The sequence below is a fragment of the Streptomyces angustmyceticus genome (assembly GCF_040701845.1).
Taxonomy (GTDB): Bacteria; Actinomycetota; Actinomycetes; order Streptomycetales; family Streptomycetaceae; genus Streptomyces; species Streptomyces angustmyceticus_A.
The window spans coordinates 669,153-689,390 of the sequence record NZ_JBFBHQ010000002.1; the positions used below are offsets into that span (position 1 = coordinate 669,153).

Sequence of the window (20,238 nt, forward strand, 5' to 3'; positions counted from 1 at the left end):
CGTCCGGCAGGTCGAGCGGGGCCGCCGATGCCTCAAGCGGCCTGCCGGCGGGGCCGGTTCACCCGCGGTTCCGGAAGAGCCGGTCCAGGTGGTGGCGGAGGACCGCCGTGGCGGCCTCCGGGGTGCGCTGGCCCACCAGGACGCTGGTGCCCAGGCCCGCGGACAGGGCGAGGAGGCTGATCGCCTCCGTGCGCACGTCCATGTCGGGCGCGGTGAGGCCGGCGTCGCGCGCCCGCTCCAGTTGGCTGGCCACCAGTTCCTCGGCGGCATTGGGGCCGTCGATGAACGGCTGGGCGGCCAGGGCCTCGTCCGTCACGGAGAGCACGGCGTAGGAGGTGTAGACGAGGTGGAAGGTCCGGGTCTCCTCGTCGGTGGGGAGCGCTTCGAGGAGCACGGCCTCGATCGTCTCGCGCGGTCCGGGTGCCTCGCCGACGGCCCGGACCCGGTCGGCGATGCGGGCGCCGAACCCGGTGGTCAGCTGCTGCAGTCCATGGAGCAGCAGCTTCTCCTTGGTCTCGAAGTAGTACTGCACCAGCCGCAGGGACACTCCTGCTTCGGCCGCCACATCGCGCATCCCGATGGCGTGCAGTCCGCGCCGCCCGGCGACCCGGACCAGCGCCTCCGCGATCTGGGTGCGCCGTTCCTCGTGGTCCACGCGCTTCGGCATCAGCCCGTGCCCTCCGCCTCGTTCGTTCCGTCCGGCCTGCGGGATCGGCTACATGGTACCGCTGTACCACTTTGGTGATACGGTGGTACCACTAAACCTGATGAGCCGGAGGTGGCCTGCTGTGCCCGACACCACGACGCGCGACCGCGACCGCGCCGTCGGCCGCTATGTGAACGAGGCCGTGCGCGACCGCTACTTCGCCGCGTGCGACGCCGTCTACGCCCTGGGGCCGGCCCCGAGCGGGGAGTGCGACGTGGAGACCCGCTTCGGGACCACGCACGTCTACCACTACGCGCCGACGGACCCCGGCGCCGCGGCCCGCACCCCCGCCGTCCTGGTGCACGGCGCCGGCGGCAACTCCTCGCAGTGGTACCCGAACGTCGCCGCCCTGAGCGCGCAGCGCCCGGTCTATGCGCTCGACACCCCGGGCGACCCGGGCCGCAGCGTGCACCGCGAACCGATCCACCAGCCCGAACGTGCCGCACAGTGGCTCGACGAGGCCCTCGAAGGACTCGGACTCGACCGCGTCCACCTCGTCGGGTCCTCCTACGGCGGCTGGCTCGCCCTGAACCAGGCACTGCACCGGCCCGGCCGACTGGCCTCCATCACCCTGCTGGACCCCGGTGGCCTGGAGAAGGTGGGACTCCGGTTCTTCGTCTGGATCTTCGTCAGCCTCTTCGCGACCTGCGCGCCGAAAGCGCTGCGCCCACGCCTGGCCGCCTGGCTCGACCAGCCGGTCCTGGTGGTGCCGGAACTGCGCGCGATGGTGCGGCTGGGCGTGCGCGCCTACCGCATCCGCCGCCCCGCGCCGCTCCCCCTCAGCGAAGCGGAGCTGCGCCGCATCCGTACCCCGCTCCACCTGCTGCTCGGCAAGCGGAGCCTGCTGGTGCATCCGCGACGGCAGCAGGAGCGTGTCCCGCGCCTGGTGCCCGGCGCCCGCGTCGAGATCGTCGCCGACACCGGTCACGGACCCCAGATCGACCACGCGGAAGCGGTCAACGACCGCATGGTGAGTTTCATGGCCTCCCTCGACTGAGGTGCGTGCGCCGGCCTGACGGGGGAGGGCGGGGCGGCCGGGCCGGTCGGCGGCCGGCTGCTCGGACCTTCAGGCGCCGGACGGTCCGGATCGGTCGGCCCGGCGGCTCCGAGTGCCGTCCGCGGCGACGCGTGCGGATCCGTGCTCATGCCCGCCGACACGCGTCAAGCGGCCTCAGCGCCCCGGGTCTTGGCCCTCCGCGCCGCCTCCTCGGCCCCCATTGCTGTCGCCTCCGGCCAACTGCTCCACCGCCGCCAGCACCCGGCCGGCGCCGTCCTCCGTGGCGAGCAGCGCCGCCACCTGCCGGGCGCGACGGCCGTATCGGGGGTCGTGCACGGCCTTCCGCACCGCGGCCGCGAGATTCTCCGCCGTCAGCCGCTGGAAGGGGACCGATCCGGGGCTGACGCCGAGTGAGATGAGCCGTGCCGCCCAGAAGGGCTGGTCCAGCATCATCGGCACCGGGACCGCGGGCACGCCCGCGCGCAGACCGGCGGCCGTGGTGCCGGCCCCCGCATGGTGGACCACGGCTGCCATCTGCGGAAACAGCCGGGCGTGCGGGACCTCGCCCACCGTCAGGACCTCGTCCCCCTCGACCGACAGACCGGCCCAGCTCGACTGGACGACGCCGCGCACCCCGGCGATCCGCAGGGCGCGTACCAGGAGGCGTCCGAGCCGTTCCGGATCGCTCGGCGCCATGCTGCCGAAACCCACGAACACCGGCGGCGGGCCGGCCCGGAGGAAATCGGCCAGCCGGGAATCCGGCGTCCAGTCGGGGGGCTCCGACGGCCACCAGTAGCCCGCGACCTCCATGCCCGGCCGCCAGTCGGCGGGCCGGGGCACCACCGCCGGACTGAAACCGTGGTGGACGGGCCATGTCGCCCGACGCCGGGCCAGAGCCTCCGGCGTCACGCCCAGCCTGCGCTGCAGATGACGCACCCCAGGTGCGAAGGCCCGGGCCAGCAACGACTGGGCACACTGTCCCAGGGCCCGGTTGGCGAACGGGCCCCACGACGGCATGTCGAAGATGACCGGCGGGAACTCCCGGGTGGGCTCCAGGGGCTGCAAGAACACGCCGATGCTGGGAAGTCGCAGACCCTCCGCCGCCACCAGCCCCAGGGGCGCCAGGCTGCTGGAGAACAGGAGGACGTCGGCTCCCGAGGCGCAGGCGCCCGTCACCGCGTCGGCCATCTCCGGCGCCAACTCCCGTGCCAGCTTCATCTGTTCGACCTTGGAGAGGCCGGCGGTCTTCCCCCGTTCCCGCCCCTGCGGGTCGTCCGTTGCGGACGTGGCGTACCGGTCGAGCGGCAGGGGGTGGAAGCCCAGGCCGCTGCGGCGCACCAGCCCGGCCGAGCGCTCGTGTGTGGCCATCACCACCCGGTGCCCGGCGCGGTGCAGCCGGGTCCCCAGGCCGGTGTAAGGAGCCACGTCCCCGTGCGAACCTGCGGTAGCGATCAGGATGTGCATGGTCGGCAGTGTTCCGTTTCGTCGGCTGCGATGATTCCGGCCGCGCTCGGCTTCACTCGGGTGGTGTACCGAGGAAGTTCTTGTTCAGCCGAACGTGCGGGAAAGCAACCGCAGTTGTGTGGTGGACGAGGGCCGGGCGGCGTTCCCTCAGGGGCAGCGGGGCGCCTCCGCGGGCGGTTCGGCGCCGCGGTCAGTCGCGGCGTGCGACCACCCGGTAGGCGTTGGACAGCCGGGTGCGCCGGGTGAGCGGGGCCAGCGCTGTGTCGAGCCCTATGAGGACGACGAGCACGGGGGCGACGGCCAGCAGGCCCAGCCGGCGGACCCAGCGGCTGAGCGGTCCCGGCCGCTCGGGCAGCCAGGGCAGATCCTCGCTCGGCAGAACGGACTTGAGCAGGTTCACCGCCGCCGACGTCAGATCCGTGGGGACATGGGGCTCTTGCCGGTCGGTGGCCACGACGGTGAACCCCTGCTCGGCCAGTGCGCCACACAGGTTGTCCAGGGGGACGAAGTGCAGATGCTGCGGCTGGAGCCACGGGCCCCACCACTGGCCGAGCAGCCGGGCGGAGGTCGATTCCGGGTCGGGCACCTCCACCAGGAGATGCCCTCCGGGCCGTAGCGCGGTGTGGGCGGCGGCCAGTTCCTGCCGTGGCGCCAGGGTGTGTTCCAGGTAGTGGTGCATGCTCACGACGTCGTACTGGCAGGCGAGTTGGCCCGCCATCCCGACGAAGGAGCCGCGGTAGGCCCGCGCGATGCGGCCCTCGCGTGCGGCGATCTCGACGCCCTCGCCCCAGTCGAGCCCGTGGAAGTGGGTGTCCGGGTGGATCCTGCGGGCCTCGGCGCAGAAGTGGCCGTGACCGGTGCCCACGTCCAGCCAGCGTAACGGGCGGCCGAACGGGAGCAGGGCGCGGGCGCGGGCCCGGTAGAGCCGTACCGCGAGGGGCGAACCGGCCAGTCGTGCCATCGTCGCCTCGCCCAGGCCGTCGTAACAGTCGCGGTAGTAGAAATCCAGCCCGTCCGCGCTCAGCCGGGGGTTCTGGAACACATGCCCGCAACTGCGGCACTGGTCGAGGGCGAACGTCCCCGGTTTGTGCTGGGGATGGTCGGTGGTGCGCAGGTGCCCGCGCAGCCGAGAGGAGCTGCACCAGGGGCAGGTGGTGCGCCGTGGTTCGAAGAACCGGTCCAGCCCACGGGCCAGTTCGTCCTGGTATCGGGGCCGGTGGGCGGCGATCTGCGCGCTTCGCGTACTCATCATGGGGGGCCTCTTTCCGAGGTAGTCCTGGAGGTGGTCCGGAGGGGGGTGCGCCGGCACCGGTGCGGAGGGCGGACCCGGAACGCCGGGCGGGCGGGGCGTGCCGGGGGGGCTCCGAAGGGCGGGCACGCACCGCGGGCACCACCGGAGAGAGCGGGCGTGTTCACGAAGTCGTGGCGGTACGCGCACGCGCCCGGCGCGACACGGAGAAGCGCCGCACACACGGCCGTTCCACGCCCGCGTACAGCAGCCACGAGGTCAGCAGTACGACGGGAAGGCCGGCCAGCACCACGGAGAGGTTGCTCCATCCCTGACCCGTCAGGGCCAGGTACATCAGGCCCAGCACCAGGAAATGGACGAGGTACATGGCGTAGGAGATCTCACCGAGGAACACCAGGGCGGGCGCGCGCAGCAGCGACCTCCTGCCGCGCAGGTCCAGCTCCGCGGTCGCATGGACGAGCACGGCCAGCGGCACCACGGTCGAGGCCGCGTACAGGAAGCTGTGCGGCAGGAGCGCACTGTTCACCACGATCGTGCTGATGACGCCCAGCGCCGCCGGGAGCACACCGATCCGCGGAATCCGCATTCCCGTCGCGGAAATACGGGCCAGCAACATGCCGAGGACGAATTCGGGCAGCCGCGTGACCGGCAGCATGTACAAGGACCAGTATCCGGGGAACGACGGGCCGCCCGGATGGAGGACGAACTCGTAGAGCGCCGGGCAGATCCAGACGACGGCCACGGAGGTTCCCGCACCGATCAACAGCCCCCGGATCGACAGCCGTTTGACCCATGGCAGGAGCAGCGGGAAGAGGAGATAGAAGAACATTTCGGCGGCCAGCGACCAGGAAACCGGGTTGCCCGCGGAGAGGAAACGCTGACTGGGCACCCAGGTGTTCACCAGGAAGAGACTGGCGAGGTTCGCCGGCCATGCGGAGGCGCGCGTGGCGGCGGCCGCTCCGGCACAGGCGAGCGCACCGATCACCACACACCAGGTCAGGACATGATTGGGCAGGATCTTGGCGGCACGCCGTCGCCAGAAAGCGCGGGCGGTGTCGGTCGGGCGGGCGGAATGCGTCAGCACATAGCCGCTCAGAATGAAGAACAGCGACACCGCACTCGCCCCCACCCACACCTCGGGCCCGAGGGTCCGAGCGAGGTGAGGATCGACCAGCAGGGAGCTGTGGGTGAAGACGACCCCGCCCGCGGCCGCGAAGCGCAGCCCGGTCAGGGAAGGCAGCCGCTGGGGACGGCCGGGGCGTGTGCCGCCCTTCGCCGACGGCCCCTCCGCGCCGATGCGGCCGACGACGCGGCCGGCCGTGGCGGTGGACCGGGACGACGGTCTGGGGAGATCGTGCACGAGAGGCCTCCTGCGAGGGAACGCCCAGGCCCGTGACGACCACGCACATGCGGGGAGAGGCGCGGGTGGGGTCGCCGGGGGATCGGGGGAACGGCTGATCCGGCCCGTGCGGAGGAATGGGCGGCCCGTCGCGCGGATACCCCGATTGACCCACCGCGCCACGTCCCGTGCATAGGAGAGCGACCCGATTTCACTCGTACGGCGCAGCGCCTCGCGAGTGCCGTCCGCATCAATGGATCCGGCGTGTGGTAGCGGGAGAGGGGTTTGGGTCCTTCGTGGAACGCGTTGACGGAGCACATCGGCGGAGCGCATTCACCAACGGATTCGCAGGGCGGATTACGGAACACGCTCATGGAATGCCGCCGTTCACGGAATATCTGGCGTGTGCGCCGGCCCGGAAGCGGCCGTGAGCCGTGGTCGTCGAGGCATGACGGGCGCGGTGGTATCCGGGTACCGGCCGGTTGCGCCACCGGCCGTACAGGTGATTCCTGCGGAGCTGTGGCCGGGTGGGTGTAGCGCGCAGCCGGCGCAGGAAAGAATGGTTCCATTCCGCCGAGCCACACCCGCCGGTCGCCTGTGGCGCCGATAACCCTCAAGGGCAAGGCATATGACGAGGCAACAAATGTCGACGCGCATGGTGTTCGGTACGAGCGGTACGGCGATATAGAGCGATCTGAAGTGCCGTCGGCGGCGCGCGGGAATTCCCGCGCGAAGGACGGGGCGACGCCGGCACGACATCGTCACGGGGGAGGGGAAACGCCTGCCTCCCGCGGGCCCGGATATCCCTTGCAGGTCCAACTCCACACCAAAGGCCTTGAGTTGAAGCACACACGCGTACCTCAGTCCCGCACCGTCCTCGGCAGTATGGGGGCGGCGGCCCTGATCGCCGCCGCACTCACCCTGCAGAGCGCCCAGGCCGCCCCTGCCAAGGCCGCCCCCGAGCCCCCGACCGCCTCCGCAGCCGCACAGCGCGCCAGGAGCATCAGCTCCGCCCTCGGCGCCGACGCGGCGGGCTTCTATTACGACGCCCCCCACCGCAAGCTCATCGTCAACGTCACCACCGGGACCGCCGCGGCCAAGGTCCGCGGGGCCGGCGCCGAAGCCAAGATCGTCAAGCACTCGCTCACGTCGCTGAACTCCGCCCGGGCGACCCTCAAGCAGAAGGCCACGATCATCGGGACGTCCTGGGCGATGGACCCCAAGTCCAACCAGGTGGTCGTCGTCGCCGACCGCACGGTTACGGGCGACCGCCTGGAGCAGCTCAAGAAGGTCGTCGCCTCGCTCGGCGACCGGGCCGTCCTCAAGCAGTCGCCCGGCACGCTCCGGCCGCTGATCGCCGGCGGCAACGCCATCTGGGGGACCGCCGCACGCTGCTCGCTCGGCTTCAACGTCATCAGGGACGGGCAGCCGTACTTCCTGACCGCCGGGCACTGCGCCAACGCGGTACGGAGCTGGTCGGCCTCGCAAGGAGGCCCGGAGTTCGGCGTGACGGAGGCCGGCTCCTTCCCCGGCGACGACTTCGGGATCGCGAAGTACACCGACGCCACCGATGCGCACCCCGGCCAGGTGGACCTCTACAACGGCAGCATGCAGGCCGTCGGCAAGGTCGGCGATGCCATCGTGGGCGAGCCGGTGCGGCGCAGCGGCAGCAGCACCCGCCTCCGCAGCGGTGACGTCATCGCCGTCGAGGTGACGGCCAACTACCAGGAAGGGCCGGTCGACGACCTGGTCCAGGCCTCCATCTGCGCGGAGTCCGGGGACAGCGGAGGCCCGCTCTTCGAGGGCGACACCGCACTGGGCATCACCTCGGGCGGCCGCGGCACCTGCGCGTCGAACGGCGAGTCGTTCTACCAGCCCGTACGCGAGGCCCTGGAGAAGACCGGATCGCACCTCGGCTGAGCCGCCCGGACGTTCTGCCGCCGCCGCGCCCCGCGCGGAGGTCACCGCGGTCATGCGGTGACCCTCCGGGGGGCGCGGCGGCGCCGGTAGTAGTGCACGGTCACGATGCCGAGCAGCGGGCCCCAGGCGGCCAACGGCACATAGGCAACGGCGAAGGCGACGGTTTGCCCACCGTGCAGGATCACACCCGAGCCGGGTGTCCCGTCGAGCATCCGGCCGAGGGCCGACATGATCAGCGCGTACGGGAAGAGCAGCGTGAGCACCGTCGCGCCCAGGCCGGCGGGAACGACGGCGGCGAGGACCGGCACCCGGCGGCCGCCCAGTACGGGGACCCAGCGCGGCACCACCTCGCCCCACTCGCTGACCAGCCCGATGGTGAGGTACGCCAGCGCCTCGCTGACCACGCTCAACACCAGCACGTACCACCAGCCGGTGAACACCACCGGTCCATGACCACGGACCATCGTCGTCGCGGGTTCGAGCAGCGGCGCATGGAAGTTCATGGCCGCGATCCGCCAGACGCAGGAGGGCAGCGTGGTCAGTGTGGTGGCGTACGCGGCCCACACGGCCCATCGGGGCACACCCTCCGCCGTCCGGCCGTGCAGCTTCGCCGACATGCGGCGAACGGTCGGGCGCCTTGCTCGTCCAGGGTCTGCGGGGCCGCCGTCCGACTCGGCTGCCCGAGGCGGCCGCGTTGAAGTGTCGGATGCGTCTTTCCCAGGTGTCTGCGGTCCGGTCATCTTCCGATGGTCCGGCGGTGCCGTTGTCCGCGGCATCGGCCTGGCGACGCAACGGCATCAGCCGTGCGGGGGAGGCCGGTTCGTCCTCAGTCGCCTTGCGGAGGACGGCGCCGGGGCGTAGCTGGTAGCCGTGCGTCCTCCCACCGGTCGGTACCCACACCTGCCTCCCGTGCCCCGAGGCAGGCCCCTACGGGACGACTGCGCGGGCCGGCCGCTACGGGCGCCGCGAGGGCAGCGGTCCGAGCCGGGGCCACCGGGTCAGCATCCGCCGGCGCAGGTCGGCACAGAGTCGGTGCAGACCGCGGAGGTCGCCCCGCTCGGCCGTCCGATGCCCGACGACGCCGAGCCGGTGGACCAGCCGCTGACGGGCGGTCGCCGTACCCCACTCCCAGTCGTGGCCCGGGATCCGGGCCAGGTGGTCGACGGTGCCACGGTGTGCCCGCTGCACCAGTGCGTCGCCGCGCAGCAGCCAGCCGGCACAGGCGTCGGTCAGATCGCCTTGGGGCTCGGTGCCGGTCGCGGCCACCCACGCGGTCCGGTAGGCAGCCTCGGCGCGGTCGATGAGCGCAGTGGTCGGCGCGGTGGAGCACCAGCAGGTGGGGAATCCGATGCGCAGGTAAGCGAGTTCCATGATGCCGCTGCCCAGCGCGGCCTGTTCGAAGTCGATGAACCTGACGCCCCGTGCGGTGTGCAGATCGTTGCCGGGGCAGGGGTCTCCGTGGAGCAGGGCGTGCCCCGGTGCCCGGTCGATCCGGTCCACGAGCGCCTCCAGTTCGGCGGGTGCGCAGGACGGCACGGACACCTCGAGCGCCTCGGCGAGGTGGAGGAAGGAGCCGATGTCGTCCTGTGTCGGTCCGGACCAGGCCGGCAGGAGGCCGGTGTCCTCGGGGGTGCCGGTGGCATGCAGCCGGGCGAGGGCGGCGGCGTAGTCGACGAGCCAGTCGGAGGACGGCTCACGGGACTCCAGATGCTCCAGGACCAGGACGCGCTCCGCTTCGTCGGTCCCCAACAGGGCGGGGACGATGGTCGGTCGGGCCCGGGAGGCGAGCCGCAGGGCCGCCACCTCGTGCGCGTACCGCTGTGCGGCATCGGGCGCCTCGACGAGCTGCTTGACCACCACCGGTGTCCCGTCCAGCTCGACGCGCCAGACGTGCGAGCGGGGGCTGCTCTCCAGGATCTTGTGCTTCCCGGGCGTCCCCAGCTCCTGCCGTAACCGGTCTCCGAAAGGAAGTCGCGTCATCATGACGCTCATCCTTCCATCCGGTCGAACGCGGCTGCCCGGATGGTGAGTTCGGCGCTCTGTCGCGACTCCTTCCCGATGCGGGCCGGGCTGCGGCAGCCCCCTGCCACTTCGTCCGCTTCACGAACGTGCGGGGCGGGTGGGCACGCCAAGATCCTCCCGGGTGATGGCCACCCGGGAGGGTCGGTCCCCGGACCGTCCTGCGCCGGTACCACCGTCCCGACGAGGAATGTGGACGACCGCGGGGAGGATTGACTACCAATCCACCTGCTCGGCGGCGGGAACAGTGGCCCACGCCCCCTTTGGAGGTCCCCCGAGCGGGCACTCTCCTAGGCGCCCGCTGCCACCATCAGGTCGTTCCCACCGCCGAAGGCTCTGCACAGCGCGTGGCTCGCGTCAGCCGATGGTGGCGCCGGTCGAGGTGGCACCCGTGGTCCCGCCACCGCCGCCGCCGATGGTCGCGCCGGTGGTGGTGGCGCCGGTCGTGCCGCCGCCCCCGCCGCCGATCGTGGCGCCGGTGGTGGTGGCGCCGGTCGTGCCGCCGCCCCCGCCGCCGATGGTCGCGCCGGTGGTGGTGGCACCGGTCGTGCCGCCCACACCGCCGCCGATCGTCGCGCCAGTGGTGGTCGCGCCCGTCGTACCACCGACGAGACCGCCGATGGTCGCGCCGGTCGTGGTGGCACCGGTCGTGCCGCCGACCCTGCCGCCGATGGTTGCGCCGGTCGTCGTGGCACCCGTGGTCCCGCCACCGAGGCTGCAGCCCCTCGGGAGGAGGACGAGCCTGCCCTGCACGACGCGGACCTGGCACCTCACACCGCCGCCACCGCCGATGGTCGCGCCGGTGGTAGTGGCACCCGTGGTCCCGCCGACGCCGCCGCCGATGGTCGCGCCGGTCGTGGTCGCGCCGGTCGTGCCGCCCACGAGACCGCCGATGGTCGCGCCGGTCGTGGTGGCACCGGTCGTGCCGCCGACGCCGCCGCCGATCGTCGCGCCCGTGGTGGTCGCGCCGGTCGTGCCGCCGACGCCGCCGCCGATCGTCGCACCGGTGGTGGTCGCGCCGGTCGTGCCGCCGACGCCGCCGCCGATGGTCGCACCGGTGGTGGTGGCGCCTGTGGTCCCGCCGACGCCGCCGCCGATGGTCGCACCGGTGGTGGTGGCACCTGTGGTCTGTTCGTTGCTGGTCGGGGCCGAAGCGTTCGCTGTCTGAGGCGATTCACTGCTCATCGCGGTGATCGCGCCCACCGTTCCGGTGAGAGTCACGGCCAGGAAGGACGCGCCGATCACGTGGGGAATGCGCTTCCGGATGTTTGTCGCCATGATGCCTCCTCTTGAGTGGATGGGCCGTCGCTAGCCAGCCTGGAGGGTCGGCCATGACCGTGGTGTTGAACGGGCGTGGCCCTCGCGTGACGCGCTCAGTACCGGACGCGGAAAGCCGCCGTGAGCTGCGGAAAGCCGGGCTCTTCTGCGTCGATCGGCTACCGGTTACCTGTTTCCGGGTGCCGGTGCTCGGTGCGATGCCCCTGCTCGGACCTGCCGTGCTCGACCAAGAGGACAGACGGGTGGTTGCTGAACGTGCCGAGCCGATGACCGAAGGTGTCAGGCGGGTGGCTGCGACCCCTCAGTGGGGCGGTGCCTGCTCCGGTGGTTTCGGACTCGTACATCAGGAACGGTTCCGCCTCATACAAAGGAACGGTTCCGCTCCGACTCGTACATCCCGCACCGCACCGGCCGACTGGGAGCGGTCGCCGACGTCAGTACCCACGTCCGTGTCCGCAGCGAGATCCGGGGGTGAGTCCGGGGGAGGGGCCCGGTACGCCGGACCGGTCGATCGGAGGGAGAAGCCGGGCCCGCGAACAGGCCCGGCACAGGCAGGCAGCCGGGCCCGGCGGAGGCAGGCAGCCGGGCCCGGCGGAGGCAGGCAGTCGGGCCCGGTGCAGGCGGACGGCCGGGGTGGCGCAGGCCCGGACCCGCCCGCACCACCGACGTTGTGCACCGGGCCCGAAGCACGCTCTGCCATCCGGGTGACGGGCCATCAAGAGCGTTGCAGGCGTGCTCACTCGGGTGGGTTACTGAGGTCATCCAATCCGGTGGGCCGCCCATCCTCTCGGGGAGGGGCAACTCGCCTACCCGAAGACCCACTTCAGCGTAGGCGGTGGCGCCGCCCTGGTGCCGCCGCGGGTGCCCTCCTGCGCAGAGGATGTCAAGGCAGCGTGCCGTGCCGCTCGTCGGCACCGGCCGGTGCATCGGCTCACGTCACCACTTCCTGGGGACGTCATGCGAACTGTCCGTACCTTGCGCTCCATCCTCGGTGTCTGCGCCCTGACCGTGGCGCTGACCGCCGGGCTGGTCGCGGTCCCGAACGAAGCCCGTGCCCAGACCCCCGTGCTGTGCAGCGAGACCTCGCTGGTGAACGCGATCACAGCGGCCAATGCGGCCGGCGGGGACACCCTGGCGCTGGTTCCGTTCTGCACGTACCAACTCACCAGCGCGCACGGCAGCGGGCCCACCGGCCCGGTCGGACTCCCGCCCATCACCACTCCGATCACCCTGCTGGGGATGGGAGTCACCATCACCCGTGACCCGAGCGCACCCGCATTCCGGATCCTTCAGGTCCAGGGAGCCGCCAACGTGCCGGGCACCAAAGGCCAGTTGAGCATGGTGGGGGTCACTGTCCGCGGCGGCAGTGCCGTGTCCCCCTGGCCGGGGGGCGGCATCTCGAACCTCGGGGGCACGGTCTCGCTGCTCACCAGTGCCGTCACCGGCAACACCGCCGTTGCCGGGGGCGGGATCTACACCGACAACGGCGCCGTGTCGCTGGTCGGCAGCTCCGTCACCGGTAACACCGCCGTCTCCAGCGGCGGCGGCATCTACGTCAACTCCGGGGGCGCGACCCTGCTGGGCACGAACGTGAGCGGCAACACCCCGGACAACTGTGCTCCGTCAGGCAGCGTCATCGGCTGCACCTGACGGCCCGGCCGGTGCACCGGCCACCACGAACCAGGCAGCTCACCCCGATGCCGGCGGTGGACACCGCCGCCCGGCCTCGGCTGATCACTCCCACTCACACACTCCACCGAAGGAGCATTGCCATGCCCATCTCTCCCAGTCAGGGGTCGACCGGCGGCGGGACCATCGTCACCATCACGGGTACCAACCTCGGCGGCGCCACCGCCGTGCGGTTCGGCACCAAGACAGCCACCATCACCGCCAACACGCCCACCTCGGTCACCGTCATCAGCCCGTCGGGCAGCGGTACGGTTCCGGTGACCGTGACCACGCCCGGCGGAACCAGCAACCCGCTGTCGTTCTTCTACGTAGGCGCGCCCTTCAAGTCCAGTATCTCCCCCGTGTCCGGCGTCACCGCGGGCGGCAACACCATCACCATCACCGGTACCGGCCTGTCCACCGCCACCGCGGTGAAGTTCGGTACCGTCACGGCGACCCCGACCGTGGTCAACGACGGCCAGCTGACCGTCGCGGTGCCGGCGGGCACGGGGCCCGGACCGGTGGGCGTCAGCGTCACCACCGCGGGCGGTACCAACAACGGTCTGTCCTACACCTACGTCGACGCCCCGACCATCGGCACGCTGAACCCTGATTCCGGCCCGGCCAGCGGCGGAACCGTGGTGACCATCACCGGCACCAACCTCAGCAGCACCCAGTCGGTCCTCTTCGGCGCCACGCCCGCACCGTTCACCGTCATCAGCGACACCGCGGTGTCCGTCGTCACCCCGCCCACGCCGGATGGTGCCCCCGGCCCCGCCGACGTCACCGTCACCACCACGGGAGGCAGCGCCTTGCTCGCCGGCGGCTTCACCTACCTGGCCGGCCCCGGCATCTGACCGGAACCCCGAGCCGCTGATCGTCTGGTCCCCGCACCAGGCACCCGAACCACCCGTCCGGACAGGGTGCGCCCTGCCCTGCCCGGTTCCCCCCCAGCTCACCGACGAGCCTCGGCCCGGCGCTTCTCCTCGGCGGCCGGCCGGGGCTCACGCTCTCGAAGGACCATGGCCGTGAATCGCTCAGCAGAACCGCCAACCGCTTCCGCCGCGCAGACGCCGGCCGCAGCCACACCCGCCGTCCTCTCCGTCTCTCCCGCCTCGGGATCCTCCGGGGGCGGCACCACCGTGACGATCACCGGCACCGGCTTCACCGGTGCCACCGCCGTGCGCTTCGGCGCCACCCCGGCGCCGTCGTTCACCGTCGTCTCCGACACCCAGATCACCGCCACCACCCCGCTCGGCACGGGCACGGTACAGGTCACCGTCACCACCCCCAGCGGCACCAGCAACCAGTTCGTCACCTTCTCCTATGTCGCCGCGCCCGCACCGGTGTTGACGTCGGTGAGTCCCACGTCGGGTCCGTCGGCGGGTGGTACGTCGGTGACGTTGACGGGTTCGGGTTTCACGGGTGCGTCGGCGGTGCGGTTCGGTGGGGTGTCGGCGTCGTTCGTGGTCAACTCCGCTTCGCAGATCACTGCGGTGGCGCCTGCGGGTTCGGGCACGGTGCAGGTCACGGTGACGGGGCCGGGGGGTACGAGCAACGGTGTGTCGTTCGCGTATGTCTCGGTTTCGGTGCCGGTGTTGGCGTCGGTGAGTCCCGCTTCGGGTCCGCCGGGCGGGGGTACCGCGGTGACTCTTAGCGGTACGGGTTTGGCCACTGCCACGGCGGTGCGGTTCGGCAGTACACCGGCCACCTCGTTCACCGTTGTCTCGGACACCCAGATCACTGCGGTGGCGCCTGCGGGTTCGGGCACGGTGCAGGTCACGGTGACGGGGCCGGGGGGTACGAGCAACGGTGTGTCGTTCGCGTATGTCTCGGTTTCGGTGCCGGTGTTGGCGTCGGTGAGTCCCGCTTCGGGTCCGCCGGGCGGGGGTACCGCGGTGACTCTCACCGGTACGGGTTTGGCCACTGCCACGGCCGTGCGGTTCGGCAGTACACCGGCCACCTCGTTCACCGTTGTCTCCGATACCCACATCACCGCGGTCGCCCCGGCCGGGACCGGCACGGTGCAGGTCACGGTCACGACCGCCGGCGGTACCAGCAACGGCGTCTCCTACACCTACGCCCTGACGCCCACCCTGAGCGGCATCATCCCCAACCAAGGCCCCACCTCCGGCGGGAACACCGTCACCCTCACCGGCACCAACTTCACGGGAACGACCGCGGTCACCTTCGGCACCACCCCCGCGACCTCCTTCACGGTCGTGTCCCCGACCCAGATCACCGCTGTGGTCCCCGCGGCGACGCCGGGCCCGGTCGGTGTCACCGTCACCACCCCGGGCGGCGCCGCCACCCTCCCGAGTGCCTACTTCTACGTCAGCACCCCCGTCCTCACCGGTGTCGCCCCGCCCTCGGGCCCGCTCTCGGGTGGGAACACCGTCACCCTCACCGGCGTCCACCTCGTCGAGGCCACCGCGGTGCGCTTCGGGGCCACCCCCGCCACGACGTTCACGGTGGTCTCGGACAGCCAGATCACCGCAGTGGTCCCCGCGGGAGCCGCCGGCCTGGTCGGCGTCACCGTCACCACCGCCGGGGGAACGAGCAACCCGGTCACCTACACCTATCTGCCGGCTCCCGTCGTCACGACGGTCGTCCCGAACCAAGGGCCCACCGCCGGCGGCATCACCCTCACCCTGACCGGCACCCACCTCGCCCAGGCGACCAAGGTGCTCATCGGCCCCGACCCCGCAGGCTTCACCGTCGTCTCCGACACCCACCTCGTCGTCGACGCCCTGCCTGGAGTCGTCGGGCCCGTCGATGTCATCGTCACCACCCCCGGCGGCACCAGCGCCCCGAATTCCTACACCCGGGTTGCCCCGCCCGGAATCTGAGGCGGCGGGCCGGCCCTGGTGCCTGGCGCTACGACCCGGTGGCGGGGCGGCGCGGCTCGTCCCCGTACGGGAGCGGCGCGCCGCTTCCGACCGTGCCGCATTCCCGGCTCAGGGCGCCATTGGGCCGGTCGAGGCGGGCACCGGCTCCCACGGGGGCCGGGTGGTGGACCAGGAGGAGCGGGCACGCCGTGGGCCGAGGGCGCGGAGCTCGGCGTCCTGGGCGGGACCGACGCCGGGCGCGCACGGTACGAGACGCCGGGCTGAAGCGCACGCACCGCTGGCCGCCGTGCAGCTACCGGCCCTGGCCGACCTCGGGAGGGCCTTGACCTCAATCGCGCTTGAGGTTCTAGGGTCGGCCGCATGATCTTCACCGAGAGGGAGTACGAGTACCTCGCCGCCCAGCCGCTGGCCCGCCTGGCCACCATCGGACCCGACAGCCGTCCGCAGGTACGCCCCGTGGGCTTCCGGCTCAACGATGACGGCACCATCGACATCGGCGGGCCCGCCATGGCCCGCAGCCGGAAGTACCGCAATGCGCAGGCCCGTCCCGCCGTCTCCGTGCTGGTGGACGACATGGCCCCGGCCGACGATCCCGTGGCGGGCGGATGGGGGCGCGGCGTTGAGGTCAGGGGCCGGGCCGAGGTGCTGACCGTCGACGTGCCGCCCGTGGCACCCGACCACTTCAGCAGGGACATCATCCGCGTCCACCCCCAGCGGATCATCACCTGGAACCTGGAGACCCGGGGGTCCGCCGCCCGCGATGTCGGGTGACGCGGGGCAGCCGCACCCCCGGGTGCGCCGGCCCAAGCCACCGAGAGCCAGCGACCGATGAAGGGTCCGCGTCATCATGACCGGCCGGACAATTCCCGTGCCCCGTGCCCCGTGCCCCGTGCCCCGTGCCCCGTGCCCCGTGCCCCGTGCCCCGTGCCCCGCGTCCTGAGTGCCGTGTTCTGAGCCGGAGTTGAGCGGTAGCAGCAGGGCGAGCCGGGTGCCCGCTCTCCCCGCCCGTGCGCCCCGTCGGCCCAGTAGCCCGGCGAACGCCGTCCGCCCGCTTCTCAGACCCCGGCCGCGTACCGCCAGAAGTCCCGCATCAGGGGCGGCGCCGTCGGACCGGACAGTTCCAGTTGTGTGAGCAGGATGGCGACCGTGCCGGTCGACGGAACCAGGTGCGCGGTCGTCCCGGTGCCGCCGACCCAGCCGTAACGTCCCGGCACGTTCCAGGTGTCGATGGCCTCGATGTCCACCGAGCCGCCGAAACCCCAGCCCTGGCCTTCCAGGAACAGCCTCCCGGCCTCGCGCTGGGCCCCCGTCAGGTGGTCGGTGGTCATCTTCCCTACCGACGCGGGCGACAACAGCGGACGGCCGTTGACGGTCCCTTCGGCGAGCAGCATCCGCGCGAAGGCGTGCCAGTCGTCGACGGTCGAGACCAGCCCGCCGGCGCCGGACGGGAACGCCGGCCGGCTGCTCCACTGGCCGTCGGGTGCGTCGACCAGCTCGCGTTCGCCCGTGGGGCCGAGCCGGTAGTAACCGGTGAACCGGTCGAGCTTGCCCGCCGGTACCTCGAATCCGGTGTCGGCCATGCCCAGCGGCTCGAACAGCCGCTCGGCCAGGAACTCGGGCAGCGGACGGCCGGAGGCCCTGGCGATCAGCACCCCTTGGATGTCCGAGGAGGTGTTGTACAGCCAGCCCTCGCCCGGCTGGTGCAGCAGCGGAATACGGGACAACGCCGCCATCCATGCTTCCGGTGCCGGGACGAGCTGCGGCTGCGGCGGTCCCTGCTTCAGCTCGCTGAACAGCAGGCCGACCGCCGGCAGCGAGAAGTCCGAGGGGAAGCCGTATCCGGCGCGGGAGGTGAGCAGGTCGAAGACGGTGATCGGTCTGGCGGCCGGCAGCACCTCGTCGACCGGACCGTCCGGCGTACGGACGACGGTCGGCGAGGCCAGCTCCGGCAGCCACTTCGCGACCGGGTCGTCCAGCGCGATCCGGCCCTCCTCGACCAGCATCATCACCGCCGCGGCGACGACGGGCTTGGTGAGCGAAGCGATACGGAAGATCGAATCCCTGGCCATCGGGGGGCCGCCGTCGGCGTCGGAGGAACCGACGGCCTCCACCTCGACCTGGTCGCCGCGAGCCACCAGGGTCACCGCGCCGGGCACCGGCCCGTCGCTGATGTACGTCTCCAGGATGTGCTGCAGGCCGGTCATCGTTCCACCTTCCGTAGGGTGCGGTCCGGAGTAAGACTTCCGCCCCGACGGGAAATCATCGGGCCGAAGCCGTCGAATCCGACCCGATCGGCCCTCGACGGCACGGGGGGCCGTTCCCTCGACCGGCCACGCTGCCCCTCATCAGCCCCTCATCAGCCCCTCTCGCCCCTCAGCCGCCCCCGGGCGGCCGTCCCCGCTCCCGTCAGCCCTCGCCGACCGTGACCGCAGGCGTACGACCCGAGCCGCTGACGGCACGGAGAGCCGATGAGCCCCCGGTTCCTCGCCGCCCGGCGGCAACGGGGGAGGGGCGGGCGCCGGGGCCCGTCGACGTGCGACGATGCGGGGTGCGGCGCACGGGCGGCCGCGGAGCGGGCTCGTGTCGTACGCGAGCCCGCAGCAAGCAGGACGACGGAAGAGTGAAGGCGGGGGAGAACGCGATGTTCGCGATTTCGCTGGGTGACGACGGTGCGGAGCTGCGGCCGCTGGAGCCATGGCACGCCGCGCAGTACCTCGCGCACATGGACCGGGGCCGCGAGTACATCGGCCGGTACATCGGGCTGCCGGACCGCGTCACCGACCTCGCGTCCGCCACGGCGCTCCTGCGGTCCTACGCGGACAAGGCGGCTGCCGACAGCGGTCGGCTCTATGGCATCTGGCTGGACGGCGTGCTCGTCGGCGGTGTCCTGTTCAAGACGTTCGACGCCGAGTCCGGCAATTGCGAGGTCGGCTGCTGGCTGGAGGAGGCGGCCGTCGGGCGCGGGCTGATCACGCGCGCGATCCGGGTGCTCATCGACTGGGCGGTCGAGGAGCGCGGGATGCACCGGGTGGAGTGGATCGCGTCCTCGGCCAACACGGCGAGCATCAAGGTCGCCGAGCGGCTCGGCATGGTGCGGGAGGGAGTGCTGCGGGAGAGCTTCCCGTACCGGGGCGTGCGCCACGACATGGAGGTCTGGTCGGTCCTGGCCCGGGAGTGGCGAGAGCACGGCACGTCGGGCCGCCGGTGATCTCCCTGCCGGCCCGGACCCCCGCAGTCAGGGGCCGCGGGCCGCGATATGCCGCGTTCGGGAGAATGCGACCCCAAGATGGAGGCCTGTGGGGGCATGTGTGAAATACCCCCACGTCCGCCGCGCTGATACGGAATGCTGTCACCAGCACGCCTCACCTCCCTTGAGCTGAGAGGTGGGGCGCCATCAGTAGTGCGCCCCGACGGGCGTCAAACAGGGGGAAATTCAATGAAGACCGTACAGCGGACGCTGCTAGCGGGAGCGTTGACCGGAGCGCTGGCCCTGACCATGGGAGCGGGGACCGCGGGTGCTTCGGCGCCCGTCGACGGGGGACCCGACACCGCGGTCGGCGCCGCCACCGTGAAGACGGTGGATGCCCGTAGCGGTGACGTGATCACCTGCAAGATCACTACTCATCTCCCGCACTACTCCCACCACGCCCACGCCGACAACCGGCACATGGTGAACGTCACCGCCGACATCAAGTGCTCCAAGCGGGTGGCCCAACTCGCCATCCGCGTCGCCCTGTACAAGAACGGCAGGCTGTACAAGCAGAGCGGCAACAGGGTCAACCTCGGCAAGAACAAGGTGAGCCAGAACGCCGCGCGCCGCTGTGTGAAGCGGCAGAACTACACGGGGTACTCCACCGGCGTGGTCACCTTCCCGCCCGGCTACACCCCGCACACCAAGCAGGTGAAGCACACCAGCGCCACGGTCCGCATCAACGCCTGCAAGAAGCGCTGACGGATCTCCCGCGAAGCCGCTGACTCCTCGGCGGCGGGCGCTCCACGGGCGGCTCAGCCGATCCGGTCGTGGAGCGCCACCGGAAACACCTCGAAGCGGGGGTCGCCCGCCAATTTCTCCGCCAGGCGGGCGGACCCGCCGAGGTACGTGGAGTCGAGGTCCACGTCCGTGGCGACACACCAGGCCCGGTCCAGCGGCCACCACAGATTCGGCGCCTGCGGGAAGAAGACCCCCGCACTGCGGTCCCCCAACGCCGTCGCCGCGTCGATCGGCCCCTCGTACAACGCATAGGCGCGTCCGCTCAGCCGCACCCTCGGCCCCTCGTCATGGAGCCAGCCCCACCCTTCCCAGAGCCCGAAGAGGCACTGCTGCGGGGTACCGGTCTCGGTCGCCAGCACCGCGCACAGGGCCGCCAGTACGTGTTCGGGCAGCGACCCTTGCCACGGCGGTTCGTCCCCCGGACCGGCCACCTCCGCGAAGCGCGCCAGAGGGCGCAGACGGCGACCGGACCGCTGGGCGACCTCCGCCCACCGCTCGAAGCGGCCGTCGGCCGGCTCGCTGGGATGCAGCAGCCGGACGTACGTCTCGAACCCCGACGGCAGCAGGGCGTGCACCCCGCTGTCGAACCCGCCGACGCCGTCTTCGACCCAGCGGGCGGACGACACATCATCGACCCGGCGCGGCGGCCGGGCCTCTCCTTGCGACAACGTCATGGCCGTGCTCCCCCTCATTGCTGCCAGGGTGCTCAGTATGGCCCGCGGACGAGGCCACCGGCGCGTTGTCCACAGGGTCGATTC

General features: G+C 71.8%; 17 protein-coding genes and 1 pseudogene. 9 read left to right on the forward strand and 9 right to left on the reverse strand.

The annotated features are described in order from the left end of the window. Positions 1-58 precede the first annotated feature (58 nt). On the reverse strand, positions 59-667 hold the full coding sequence (locus tag AB0411_RS06930; RefSeq protein WP_366416184.1) for a TetR/AcrR family transcriptional regulator: 609 nt from the start codon (positions 665-667) through the stop codon (positions 59-61). A gap of 100 nt (positions 668-767) precedes the next feature. On the opposite strand from AB0411_RS06930, the gene AB0411_RS06935 reads away from it, so the two are divergent. Beyond that, on the forward strand, positions 768-1,703 hold the full coding sequence (locus tag AB0411_RS06935; protein WP_403146676.1) for an alpha/beta fold hydrolase: 936 nt from the start codon (positions 768-770) through the stop codon (positions 1,701-1,703). Positions 1,704-1,877: 174 nt separating this feature from the next. Here AB0411_RS06935 and AB0411_RS06940 read toward each other — a convergent pair whose 3' ends face one another. The 3 genes from AB0411_RS06940 to AB0411_RS06950 all read right to left on the reverse strand — a co-directional run bounded on the left by AB0411_RS06940 (position 1,878) and on the right by AB0411_RS06950 (position 5,776). Beyond that, positions 1,878-3,167: a glycosyltransferase gene (locus AB0411_RS06940; RefSeq protein ID WP_366416186.1), complete on the reverse strand. Its 1,290-nt coding sequence runs from the start codon at positions 3,165-3,167 to the stop codon at positions 1,878-1,880. Between the two features lie 190 nt (positions 3,168-3,357). After that, a complete protein-coding gene (locus tag AB0411_RS06945) occupies positions 3,358-4,416 on the reverse strand; it encodes a class I SAM-dependent methyltransferase (RefSeq protein ID WP_366416187.1) in 1,059 nt (352 codons plus the stop codon). Between the two features lie 163 nt (positions 4,417-4,579). Then, on the reverse strand, positions 4,580-5,776 hold the full coding sequence (locus tag AB0411_RS06950; RefSeq protein WP_366416188.1) for an acyltransferase family protein: 1,197 nt from the start codon (positions 5,774-5,776) through the stop codon (positions 4,580-4,582). Positions 5,777-6,595: 819 nt separating this feature from the next. Here AB0411_RS06950 and AB0411_RS06955 point away from each other — a divergent pair. Further along, complete coding sequence (locus tag AB0411_RS06955; RefSeq protein ID WP_366416189.1) at positions 6,596-7,675, forward strand: S1 family peptidase; 1,080 nt, start codon at positions 6,596-6,598, stop codon at positions 7,673-7,675. Positions 7,676-7,725: 50 nt separating this feature from the next. Here AB0411_RS06955 and AB0411_RS06960 read toward each other — a convergent pair whose 3' ends face one another. The 3 genes from AB0411_RS06960 to AB0411_RS06970 form a co-directional block, all read right to left on the reverse strand. Then, positions 7,726-8,292, reverse strand: a complete 567-nt coding sequence (locus AB0411_RS06960) for a hypothetical protein (RefSeq protein ID WP_366416190.1) — start codon at positions 8,290-8,292, stop codon at positions 7,726-7,728. 337 nt (positions 8,293-8,629) lie between these two features. Then, the gene (locus AB0411_RS06965) at positions 8,630-9,658 is read right to left on the reverse strand and encodes an aminoglycoside phosphotransferase family protein (protein ID WP_366416191.1); all 1,029 of its coding nucleotides are present in this window, start codon (positions 9,656-9,658) and stop codon (positions 8,630-8,632) included. 393 nt (positions 9,659-10,051) lie between these two features. Then, positions 10,052-10,972: a hypothetical protein gene (locus tag AB0411_RS06970; protein ID WP_366416192.1), complete on the reverse strand. Its 921-nt coding sequence runs from the start codon at positions 10,970-10,972 to the stop codon at positions 10,052-10,054. A gap of 957 nt (positions 10,973-11,929) precedes the next feature. On the opposite strand from AB0411_RS06970, the gene AB0411_RS06975 reads away from it, so the two are divergent. The 5 genes and pseudogenes from AB0411_RS06975 to AB0411_RS06990 all read left to right on the forward strand — a co-directional run bounded on the left by AB0411_RS06975 (position 11,930) and on the right by AB0411_RS06990 (position 16,260). Next, positions 11,930-12,622 carry a DUF1565 domain-containing protein gene (locus AB0411_RS06975; RefSeq protein ID WP_366416193.1) on the forward strand — a complete coding sequence of 231 codons (693 nt, stop codon included), beginning with the start codon at positions 11,930-11,932 and terminating at the stop codon, positions 12,620-12,622. 122 nt (positions 12,623-12,744) lie between these two features. After that, positions 12,745-13,497 carry an IPT/TIG domain-containing protein gene (locus tag AB0411_RS06980; RefSeq protein WP_366416194.1) on the forward strand — a complete coding sequence of 251 codons (753 nt, stop codon included), beginning with the start codon at positions 12,745-12,747 and terminating at the stop codon, positions 13,495-13,497. A 165-nt stretch (positions 13,498-13,662) separates the two neighbouring features. Beyond that, positions 13,663-14,409, forward strand: a pseudogene (locus AB0411_RS38080) (IPT/TIG domain-containing protein); the annotation flags it as partial. A gap of 45 nt (positions 14,410-14,454) precedes the next feature. After that, positions 14,455-15,489: an IPT/TIG domain-containing protein gene (locus AB0411_RS38085; RefSeq protein WP_403146782.1), complete on the forward strand. Its 1,035-nt coding sequence runs from the start codon at positions 14,455-14,457 to the stop codon at positions 15,487-15,489. A gap of 360 nt (positions 15,490-15,849) precedes the next feature. Then, positions 15,850-16,260 (forward strand): PPOX class F420-dependent oxidoreductase, encoded by a 411-nt coding sequence (locus AB0411_RS06990; protein WP_366416197.1) that lies wholly within the window; start codon positions 15,850-15,852, stop codon positions 16,258-16,260. Positions 16,261-16,544: 284 nt separating this feature from the next. On the opposite strand, the gene AB0411_RS06995 is transcribed toward AB0411_RS06990, so the two are convergent. Then, positions 16,545-17,693, reverse strand: a complete 1,149-nt coding sequence (locus tag AB0411_RS06995) for a serine hydrolase domain-containing protein (RefSeq protein ID WP_366416198.1) — start codon at positions 17,691-17,693, stop codon at positions 16,545-16,547. Between the two features lie 437 nt (positions 17,694-18,130). Between AB0411_RS06995 and AB0411_RS07000 the strand changes: the two genes are divergently transcribed. Next, complete coding sequence (locus AB0411_RS07000) at positions 18,131-18,697, forward strand: GNAT family N-acetyltransferase (RefSeq protein WP_366416199.1); 567 nt, start codon at positions 18,131-18,133, stop codon at positions 18,695-18,697. A 228-nt stretch (positions 18,698-18,925) separates the two neighbouring features. After that, positions 18,926-19,441, forward strand: a complete 516-nt coding sequence (locus tag AB0411_RS07005; RefSeq protein WP_366416200.1) for a hypothetical protein — start codon at positions 18,926-18,928, stop codon at positions 19,439-19,441. 53 nt (positions 19,442-19,494) lie between these two features. Here AB0411_RS07005 and AB0411_RS07010 read toward each other — a convergent pair whose 3' ends face one another. After that, on the reverse strand, positions 19,495-20,154 hold the full coding sequence (locus AB0411_RS07010) for a hypothetical protein (RefSeq protein WP_366416201.1): 660 nt from the start codon (positions 20,152-20,154) through the stop codon (positions 19,495-19,497). Positions 20,155-20,238: the final 84 nt, after the last annotated feature.

Bases quoted from the DNA above. Each gene is read 5' to 3' on its own strand.
- AB0411_RS06930 (WP_366416184.1), bottom strand. From the start codon at position 667: ATGCCGAAGCGCGTGGACCACGAGGAACGGCGCACCCAGATCGCGGAG.
- AB0411_RS06935 (WP_403146676.1), top strand. From the start codon at position 768: ATGAGCCGGAGGTGGCCTGCTGTGCCCGACACCACGACGCGCGACCGC.
- AB0411_RS06940 (WP_366416186.1), bottom strand. From the start codon at position 3,167: ATGCACATCCTGATCGCTACCGCAGGTTCGCACGGGGACGTGGCTCCT.
- AB0411_RS06945 (WP_366416187.1), bottom strand. From the start codon at position 4,416: ATGAGTACGCGAAGCGCGCAGATCGCCGCCCACCGGCCCCGATACCAG.
- AB0411_RS06960 (WP_366416190.1), bottom strand. From the start codon at position 8,292: ATGTCGGCGAAGCTGCACGGCCGGACGGCGGAGGGTGTGCCCCGATGG.
- AB0411_RS06965 (WP_366416191.1), bottom strand. From the start codon at position 9,658: ATGATGACGCGACTTCCTTTCGGAGACCGGTTACGGCAGGAGCTGGGG.
- AB0411_RS06970 (WP_366416192.1), bottom strand. From the start codon at position 10,972: ATGGCGACAAACATCCGGAAGCGCATTCCCCACGTGATCGGCGCGTCC.
- AB0411_RS06975 (WP_366416193.1), top strand. From the start codon at position 11,930: ATGCGAACTGTCCGTACCTTGCGCTCCATCCTCGGTGTCTGCGCCCTG.
- AB0411_RS06980 (WP_366416194.1), top strand. From the start codon at position 12,745: ATGCCCATCTCTCCCAGTCAGGGGTCGACCGGCGGCGGGACCATCGTC.
- AB0411_RS06990 (WP_366416197.1), top strand. From the start codon at position 15,850: ATGATCTTCACCGAGAGGGAGTACGAGTACCTCGCCGCCCAGCCGCTG.
- AB0411_RS06995 (WP_366416198.1), bottom strand. From the start codon at position 17,693: ATGACCGGCCTGCAGCACATCCTGGAGACGTACATCAGCGACGGGCCG.
- AB0411_RS07000 (WP_366416199.1), top strand. From the start codon at position 18,131: ATGTTCGCGATTTCGCTGGGTGACGACGGTGCGGAGCTGCGGCCGCTG.
- AB0411_RS07005 (WP_366416200.1), top strand. From the start codon at position 18,926: ATGAAGACCGTACAGCGGACGCTGCTAGCGGGAGCGTTGACCGGAGCG.
- AB0411_RS07010 (WP_366416201.1), bottom strand. From the start codon at position 20,154: ATGACGTTGTCGCAAGGAGAGGCCCGGCCGCCGCGCCGGGTCGATGAT.